The sequence below is a fragment of the Micromonospora sp. 4G55 genome, assembly GCF_016803375.1.
In genome coordinates this window covers 21,463-29,471 of record NZ_JAEVHN010000018.1, presented here as the reverse complement: position 1 = coordinate 29,471, position 8,009 = coordinate 21,463, and the positions used below count along the sequence as shown (strand labels likewise).

Genomic DNA, 8,009 nt, shown 5'->3' with positions numbered 1-8,009 from the left:
GGTCACCAGAACAGCCCTTGGTAATTGATGTTCTTCCCTAGACAAGAAGATCATCAACCAAGGGCTGTTTCCGTCATCGGCCGGGGTCCCCACAGGACCGTCAGAGGTTAAAGATCAAGTTAGGCGACGTTGTTGGTACGCCATTCGCCAACGCCGTGCGGGCATCCGCGCTGGTCAGGAAGCCTGTACGGTCGGTGAAGGCGTCGCGGAACGCCGGGTAGTACTCGTGCAGCAGCGATTTCGCAGCGCGGCGGGCTGCGTCAATCCAGGGAGCTACGGTGATCGCAGGGGCGCGAGCTGCACGGTCCAAGTCCGGGCTGTCCCGACGACCGCAATTGCCTGGCAGAGGAGGTCGCAGCCCAACTCCGGACTTCCTTCTGCGAAACCGCGGTTGATGAAGCTGATCGCTCTCGGGTGGTCACCCGCTTCAAGAGCATTCCCCAGCCCGGTCGCCAAGACCGCGGCGAGCGCGGCGTGAAAACTGTCTGCCCCTCTTTCGCGGAGGGTCTTGGCGGGCTCGCGCAATGGTGACGGAGGGACCGTGGGCGGGGCTAACACGAAAGTCATGTCCTTCTCCTGTGGTGTCAGTGTTGCTCGGTCAGGCCAGCCAGATTGGCGTCCACCTGCCGCAGCCGTGCCGCAACGGCCTCGTCGTACCGCGCCGGGCGGGATTGGCTGATTGTTGCCGGCAAGGTAGGGGCTGATGACCCGGGCATGATCGCTGACGGGACGCCAACGCGTCGTTGTGCCTGGGGCAGACGTTTCCCGAAGGGCCGCTTGAAGGGGATGACCGGTCACTGGACGCCAGCCATGCCTCCGATCATGATGGTTTGCCTCACGGCGTCGCTGGTCGTCGCCTGTAACGGACGGGGCGTTGTCCGTCAGCACATTGAAGTGTCGGTGGCGATCGGATGGTCTGCCAACGCTCGGCCCTCAAACCTCGAAGTTGTCCTGTGGACACTGCCGAGACCTGGGCAGCACGCCCGGTAGGCGCTGGCCCGCCAACGATGTTGACGAACTGATCCACCACCCACTCTACGCGCACTGCACGCAGCGGTGCCGCTGCCAGCTCAGGGAGCTGACTCCAGCGATGAATGTGGCTCCCTCTCGGCAGGGATCGACACGACCTCGTCTCGTGTCCATTGTCACGTCCGCCCGGGTGTGGTCCATCGTCCGAGCCTCGCCTGTGTCGGCGACCTGCGACCTACAGCAGCGGTTGCACGTCGGTACATCTGGCTGCGCGAGTCGACCGAGGAGCCCGCGACAGCGCCACTGCACCTGGCCATCCCCACTCGACTAGCTTCTACGACATGGCAACTACGGTGCTACGCGTCCGGCTCATCGGCGGCGACCGCATGGACCTCACGTACGACAAACCGGACGTCTCCGACGAGGACGAGCTTGTGGAACACGTGATCTCGACACTGGCGCAGGATTCGGGAGTGCTGCGCACTAAACACGGTGATCGGCTCGTCGTACTCTACGGCCGAGGCGTCGCAGCGATCGAAGTTGAGCCTCGCGGTGCAGTGTTGTGACGGAGGCCGCGCGCATGGGGTTGGCGGCGAGCGCCGGATTCTGTGTTATGGTTGCCCGGTTGCAGTTTTGATTTCCGTAGACGTTTCCGGCGCCTGATGGGTTAACCAAAACCTATCCAGGTGCTTTTTTCGTTTCGTGTCGTTTCCGGCGCGGGTGATCAACGCGGTGGCGCGCGAGTCCGCACAGTGCGGTCTCCAACAGCCTGCGAAGGAGCAGACATGGCTACAGGTACCGTGAAGTGGTTCAACGGCGACAAGGGCTTCGGCTTCATCAGCCAGGACGGCGGCGGCGCGACGTTTTCGCGCATTTCTCGGCGATCTCCGCGAGCGGCTTCCGCAGCCTCGAGGAGAACCAGCGGGTGGAGTTCGACATCACCCAGGGCCCGAAGGGCCCGCAGGCGTCGGATATCCGCTCGCTCTGATCCACGCTTTGGCGCGGCGGCCTGACTGGTTCAGCGGGCCGTCGTTCGGCGTTTCATCTATCATCATTTGTTCAGGTTCGTTTTTGCGATGTCCCGTGGCCTGCGGGCCCGTGCCTTCTTTGCGACGTGCCGTTCGAGAAGGCATAGCATGACGTGATCACCACATCACCGCGCACACCCGACGCCCACCCGGCGACGATCCCCGGCGGGTTCAGCCGCGACCGGCACCCGGTTGCCGGCGCTCCGCGTTTCCGGAGCCTGACCCCTACTGCGGCCTGCGGTTGCATGGCACAGTTCCTTGCTCCGTCCACCGCGGAAGAAGAGAAGCCCGCGCCTCGTGCATCCGACTGCGGTGAGGTGGCGATGCGTCGATTGCGCCACCCGTTCACCGTCACAGCCGACACGACGCCACACCGAACGATAGTAAAGATGGCCGCCCAGGTAGTGTGAGCTCATAGAACAACTGCCGGCGATACCTGCAGTTGTTCCCACCTGCGACCACGGGTAGCCCCATCACGTAGGTCACGAACGGAACCAGCCACAACAGAAGCGCTTCTGGACCCGCAGACGGCCCGGACATGTTGACCGCGCCTGCCGGTTGCCGGAGGGTTGAGAACGGACCTCGTGCAGACCGCAAGCCGTGTGATGGCCCATCGGGCCGGATAGATCTGCAGGGATGACTTCACAAGATGAGATGTCCTGCCGGCAACGGAGGGCAGCGGCGATGCACGCCACTGCGGAGCAGTTAGAAATGGCCGAAGCCATCCTGCACCGCAGCGCCGAAGAATCACCCGACCCGGCCACCACCACGCGGTTGCACGCCCTAGCCTCGGCCCTTCGTTAAGGGCTGTCCAAGGAGTGGCCTGAAAGCAAAGAAGTGCCTTCTGATCAGGGAAAATGGGACTTGCTAAGGGTCCGATGTTCCTGTCACGGAAGGCACTTGCTGGGTGAAGGCTACCGCAACACGTCCGAAGATCATGGTGACCGGCGGCGGGCGGGGCGTAGTCGGGCACGTCGGCGCCCGCCTGCTCGCGGATCTGGCCGACGTAACAGGGTTGACCAGCGCGTTCAGCTCCGCGTTGGCGAAGTTGCGGCAACGGCAGAGCGGCCACGACCCGGGCCGCCATCGCCGTGGATCTGGCGGTGATGCTCGCCGACGGCGGTGAGACCATCGCCGACTTGGCGGTGCTGCGTGACCAGTCCGCCCTGTTCGGGCTGGTTGCCTCCGACCCGACCGCGTGGCGACTGTTGTCCCAACTGGACGAGCCGATGCAGGCCGAACTGCGTGCCGCGGGGGCCCGGGCCCGCGAGGTCGCCTGGGCCCAGCACGCCGAAGTCCGCGGCGACCTGCCGCAGGTGAGCGTGGCCGGCCGGCAGGTCGACGGTCTGGTGGTCCCTTGTCCGCGGCTCTTTGCGAGCGAGGGGCCATCGTGACCGGCTTCGACTCCAGCCCGGCGATGGTCGAGCTGGCCGCGCGGCGGCTGGGCGAGGACGCCACGCTGCTGGTGGCCGACCTCAGCGAGCCGCTTCCCTTCGCCGACGGTGCGTTCGACGACGTCGTCGTGTCCCTGGTCCTGCACTACCTGGAGGACTGGACTGCGCCCCTGGCTGAGCTGCGACGAGTCCTGAGGCAAGGCGGCCGCCTCATCCTGTCCGTGAACCACCCGATCATCTACACGGCAGTGAACCCGGGCTCCGACTACTTCGCCCTCGCGCGCTGGTCAGACGAGTACACGTTCGACGGGCACCGCACGGAGCTGACCTACTGGCACCGGCCGTTGCACGCGATGACGGATGCGTTCACCGACGCGGGCTTCCGCCTCTCGGTCATCAGCGAATCCCCCATCTCTCCCGAGACTCCCCGGGAGCTCCTGCCTCCACAGCTCGGGGACCGCACGTCGTTCCTCTGCTTCATCTGCTTCGTCCTCGAAGCGCACTCAGCCCGGGGCCAGGCTGCCGCCGCACGCCGCCCCTCCTCCGCATCTGCACGAGCCGCCCTGCTTCATGGGCGCGGTTGCGGGGTCTGCGGCGATGGCTGTCTGCTCCGCCGGTACAAAGCAGATGCCGGACGGTTGTCTGACGCGGTCGACAGTGTCGTCACTGCCAGGTCCCGACGCTTCGGGCGGCTATCGCCGTCACGCTGGGCGCCCGGCGACTTGCGGCGATGCCGTGCCATACTGCGGCGCGTGCACGTGACCGGGAAAGTGCAGATGACGTACGGCCTACTGCGGCGGATCAGCCAAGACGCACAGGGCCGCTGGCAACGCGTCATGCGGGCGCTCCTGCTCGCCCTCGCGGCGCTGGCTCTGCTGCTGGCCACGCTGCTCGCGACATTGACCGGGTTCAACGCCCGGCTGCTCTACCTCGTGCTGGTGTTGTGTGCCGCGTTCGCCGTGACAGAACTCCTTCCGGCATTGAGCTGGTTGTTGCAGCGCCGCCTCTTCGTCGAGCCGTTCCGGTACGAGGTGAGCACGTCGGGCGTCGACATCCAGACCGCGAGCAGCCGGGCCCAGATCGACTGGTCCGGCATCACCCGGATTCGGCGGCGACGCCACACCTGGCTGCTGAAGTACGGCATGAGCCAGATCCCGGTGCCTCGGGCGGCGTTCTCGCCCGAGGATCAACGGACCGTGGACGACTTCATCGTCGGGCGCCCCGAGTCCGCCGGGTGACCGTCCCGGCAACGCGTGGTCATCGACGTCGCCGCCCACATCGAGCAGGATACTGACCAACCGCCGTCAGGCTGTTGCGTTGCTGTGCCGTCTCGATGTTCGCCGGGGGGCCAGAGCGGCGATCGCCCGTTCCAGGTGCTCGGTGAACGCCTCCCGTTCGTCGGCGGTGAATGCGGCGGCCAGGCGTCGCTCGACGGCGAGGACGGCCGGGTCCGCCCGTCGCACCAGGTCGGTGCCCTTGGCTGTCAGTTGGGCGACCCGTACGCGCTGGTGCAGCGGCGACACCGTCCGTTCGATCAGCCCCTTGCCCTCGAGGTTGACGAGCACGGTCGCCATGGTCTGCGGGGTCACCAGGCAGGCGCGGGCGAGCTGCGCGGCGGACGCTTCCGTGGTCTGCAGCAGGACGAGCAGCACCGCGTACTGCGGGACGGTCAGGTGAAACTCCTGCAGCACGCGCGTCTTTTCGGCGATCAGCGCCTGTTCGGCGCGTTTGATGACGAGGCCGAGCCGTTCCATCTCAGTAACGGCTGCCGACGGCCGTCGGTGCGGAGTCGAGTTCGGCGAGGTCGGCTGCGGTCAGCGTGACGTCGGCGGCGCCGATGTTGTCCACGAGATGTTCGAGCCGACGCGTACCCGGGATCGGAATGACGTGCGGGCCCTGCGCGAGGGTCCAGGCGATCGCGACCTGCGCGGGAGTCACTCCGTGGCGGGTGGCGACGGCGCGCACCGTGTCGAGGATGCGGGTATTGGACGCCCGGGCTTCGCTGGTGAAGCGCGGGTTGGCGGCCCGTAGGTCGGTGTCCCCGAAGCGGGTGGTGGCGTTGATCGTGCCGGTCAGGAAGCCCCGGCCGAGCGGCGCGAACGGCACGAACGCGGCGCCGTTGGAGGCACACCAGCCGACCACGTCGCCGGCGTCGAACACGCCACCGCCGGCGACGGCAGCCGTGGATGCGCCCGTGTCGGGCTGCCCGAGCGCGTCGCGGGTCCAGAGAGACAGCTCGGACTGTACGGCCGTCACCGGGTGCACCGCGGCCGCGGCGGCGGCCTGCTGGGCGGTGACCTCCGACAGGCCGAGGTAACGGACCTTGCCAGCGCGGACGATGTCCGCCATGGCGGCCCAGGACTCGGTCAACGGCACGGCATCGTCGACGCGGTGCAGGTACCACAGGTCGATGTGATCGGTGCCGAGGCGCTTCAGTGACGCGTCGACGGCGGCGCGCAGGTGGGCGGGCGACCCGTCGCGATGCATGCCTTTGGCGCGGATGTCGTCAACCACAAGCCCGGCCTTGGTCGCCAGGAACACGGTGTCGCGCAGGCCGGACAACGCCTCGCAGACAAGAGTTTCATTGTGGCCGTCGCCGTAGACATCGGCAGTGTCGATGAAGGTGACACCGGCATCGACGGCGGCGCGCACCACGTCTCGTGATGCGGCATCGTCGCGCGTGCTCTCGGCGTAGGCCCAGCTCATTCCCATGCAGCCTAGACCGATCGTACCCACGTGGTGTCCGGTGGCCCCGACCTCGCGCGTCCGCATGCCCGCACCCTCTCAATAGCAGTACTCTGTCATTCGGCAGCATACTAAGAAGGCGGGCTGTGGCATTGGCACTGATCCTCATCGACCTGCAGGAGTGGGTCGTCGAGCGGTACGCACCCGACGGCGGCATGGCGGCGGCCCGGGCGCCGAGCAGGCTCGGCGCTGGTTCCGGGAGTCCGGAGATCTGGTCGTCCACGTGCGGCACCTGGCCCTCGACGGCTCGGACGGCGGGCCGGGCTCATCGACGACGCGCTTCGTCGACGCGGTGACGGTCGAGGACGGCGAGCCGGTCGTCAACAAGTACGACCGCAGCGCGTTCGCGGGCACCGCGCTGGACGGCATGCTGCGCGACCACGCGGTCTGCGATGTCCTGCTGGCCGGGCTGGTTACCGAGGGCGGTATCGCGAGTACCGCCACCGACGCCCTGCGGCTGGGATACCAGGTCTCCGTACTCCTGCCGGCGATCGCCGGGAACACGCCGCAAGGACACCGCGAAACCCTCGACGACCTACGCGACCGAGGCGTGACGCTACGGGAGAGGATTTAGTCGCATCCGCTCATCGGCTTCGAGCGCGCGATTAGCGGCAGATCAGGAAGCCGGCGCCGATCGGTGTGGCGGGTAGGACTCCGCTGATCAGAGACCACGGTCGTCAGTCTGCGTCGGTGGTGGGAGTCCGACGAGCTTAGTAAGAAATCGGTCGACCTGCTCCGCGAGGGGTGGCCACGGCAGGTTGGGCTCGTTGATCCGTAGCGAGAGCATGCCGATCACCGCGGCACGGAGATCGAGCGCCAGGGTGAGTGGATCACCAGGCGGGGCGGCCCCGGCATTCATGCACTCCTGTATGGCAGCCGCGGTCCGTGCCAGCAGTACCTCTTTGAACGGCATGCCGGGACGTCGGCTGGCCTTGCTCTCGTGCATCACCTTGTAGAGGCCGGCATGTTCCTGCGCCCAGGCCGCCTGTGCCAGGATCCGCGCGCGCAGCCGCGACGCCGGGGCCTCGTACCTCGCCTCCGCACCGGAAGCGGTTTGCAGCATGTCTTCGTGGCAGCGTTGCATGGCAGCCAGCACGAGCGCATCGCGGTCCGGGAAGTACAGATAGACCGAGGTCGGAGAGATCGATAGTGCGCGCGCGATCGCGCGCAGGGACAGCGCTTCATCGTCGGCAAGCTCGTCGAGCATGTGTACCGCACAGGAAACGATCTCTTCCCGCAGCAGCTCACCCTGGCCGCGGGCATTCGGGCGGCGAGGAGCGGCTGAACGAGTAGTGGGCGTGCTGTCCATGGGCAGATCATTCCAGTCGTGGGATCTTGCGCTACGGTCGACCATGAGAATACAGTCATCCATGCAAGGACAGCCGTCCACTAAAGGGAGAGTCATGCCACTCACGCTCCGCGAGGCCCACGAGCTGATCAACGGCGCGCATCAGCGGGCCATGGATCTGGGCACCCACATCACGGTCGCCATCGTCGATGAGGGCGGCCACCTGCAGGCCCTCGGCCGCATGGACGGCGCGCCGCCGCTGTCGGCCGAAATTGCCAAGCACAAAGCGGCCAGTGTGGCTCTGATCCGTCGCGACGGCGCGGCACTGCGCCAGATGCAGGAGGCATGGCCCGCCCTCTTCAGCCAGATCGATCGGGCGGCGGGCCGGCCGATCCTGGCTGGCGCGGGTTCGATGCTGATCCGGCGAGCCGACACCGCCTTGGGCGCCATTGCAGTCAGCGGCGGACTGCCGCAACAAGACGACGAGTGCGCCGAAGCGGGACTTGCCGGACTCGCCGCTGGCAATTAGCCCGTCCAGGGCCGCCAGCGCCGGAGCGACCTGTGGTCGGCCACCGGGTAAATCCG

At 66.9% G+C, this 8,009-nt stretch carries 7 protein-coding genes and 2 pseudogenes; 6 read left to right on the top strand and 3 right to left on the bottom strand.

Annotated features, from left to right (window positions below):
- Nucleotides 1-1,310: 1,310 nt before the first annotated feature.
- The 4 genes and pseudogenes from JNW89_RS03470 (at nucleotide 1,311) to JNW89_RS03455 (ending at nucleotide 4,629) form a co-directional block, all read left to right on the top strand.
- Nucleotides 1,311-1,535: a hypothetical protein gene (locus tag JNW89_RS03470; RefSeq protein WP_238447666.1), complete on the top strand. Its 225-nt coding sequence runs from the start codon at nucleotides 1,311-1,313 to the stop codon at nucleotides 1,533-1,535.
- Between the two features lie 219 nt (nucleotides 1,536-1,754).
- Nucleotides 1,755-1,957: pseudogene (locus JNW89_RS03465) on the top strand (cold-shock protein).
- A gap of 977 nt (nucleotides 1,958-2,934) precedes the next feature.
- A pseudogene (locus tag JNW89_RS03460) lies at nucleotides 2,935-3,352 on the top strand (transposase); the annotation flags it as partial.
- Nucleotides 3,353-3,387: 35 nt separating this feature from the next.
- A complete protein-coding gene (locus JNW89_RS03455) occupies nucleotides 3,388-4,629 on the top strand; it encodes a methyltransferase domain-containing protein (protein ID WP_238447665.1) in 1,242 nt (413 codons plus the stop codon).
- Nucleotides 4,630-4,695: 66 nt separating this feature from the next.
- Here the strand turns inward: JNW89_RS03455 and JNW89_RS03450 are convergent, their stop codons facing one another.
- Nucleotides 4,696-5,145: a MarR family winged helix-turn-helix transcriptional regulator gene (locus JNW89_RS03450; RefSeq protein ID WP_238447664.1), complete on the bottom strand. Its 450-nt coding sequence runs from the start codon at nucleotides 5,143-5,145 to the stop codon at nucleotides 4,696-4,698.
- 1 nt (nucleotide 5,146) lies between these two features.
- Nucleotides 5,147-6,163 carry an aldo/keto reductase gene (locus tag JNW89_RS03445; protein WP_255540349.1) on the bottom strand — a complete coding sequence of 339 codons (1,017 nt, stop codon included), beginning with the start codon at nucleotides 6,161-6,163 and terminating at the stop codon, nucleotides 5,147-5,149.
- 94 nt (nucleotides 6,164-6,257) lie between these two features.
- Here JNW89_RS03445 and JNW89_RS03440 point away from each other — a divergent pair, with 94 nt between their 5' ends.
- Nucleotides 6,258-6,710, top strand: coding sequence for a cysteine hydrolase family protein (locus tag JNW89_RS03440; RefSeq protein WP_238447662.1), 453 nt, complete (start codon nucleotides 6,258-6,260; stop codon nucleotides 6,708-6,710).
- Between the two features lie 87 nt (nucleotides 6,711-6,797).
- On the opposite strand, the gene JNW89_RS03435 is transcribed toward JNW89_RS03440, so the two are convergent.
- Nucleotides 6,798-7,445, bottom strand: a complete 648-nt coding sequence (locus JNW89_RS03435) for a TetR/AcrR family transcriptional regulator (RefSeq protein ID WP_109805047.1) — start codon at nucleotides 7,443-7,445, stop codon at nucleotides 6,798-6,800.
- A gap of 94 nt (nucleotides 7,446-7,539) precedes the next feature.
- Here JNW89_RS03435 and JNW89_RS03430 point away from each other — a divergent pair, with 94 nt between their 5' ends.
- A complete protein-coding gene (locus tag JNW89_RS03430; RefSeq protein ID WP_238447661.1) occupies nucleotides 7,540-7,953 on the top strand; it encodes a heme-binding protein in 414 nt (137 codons plus the stop codon).
- The last annotated feature ends 56 nt before the right edge of the window (nucleotides 7,954-8,009 follow it).

Bases quoted from the DNA above. Each gene is read 5' to 3' on its own strand.
- JNW89_RS03470 (WP_238447666.1), top strand. From the start codon at position 1,311: ATGGCAACTACGGTGCTACGCGTCCGGCTCATCGGCGGCGACCGCATG.
- JNW89_RS03450 (WP_238447664.1), bottom strand. From the start codon at position 5,145: ATGGAACGGCTCGGCCTCGTCATCAAACGCGCCGAACAGGCGCTGATC.
- JNW89_RS03445 (WP_255540349.1), bottom strand. From the start codon at position 6,163: ATGCGGACGCGCGAGGTCGGGGCCACCGGACACCACGTGGGTACGATC.
- JNW89_RS03435 (WP_109805047.1), bottom strand. From the start codon at position 7,445: ATGGACAGCACGCCCACTACTCGTTCAGCCGCTCCTCGCCGCCCGAAT.
- JNW89_RS03430 (WP_238447661.1), top strand. From the start codon at position 7,540: ATGCCACTCACGCTCCGCGAGGCCCACGAGCTGATCAACGGCGCGCAT.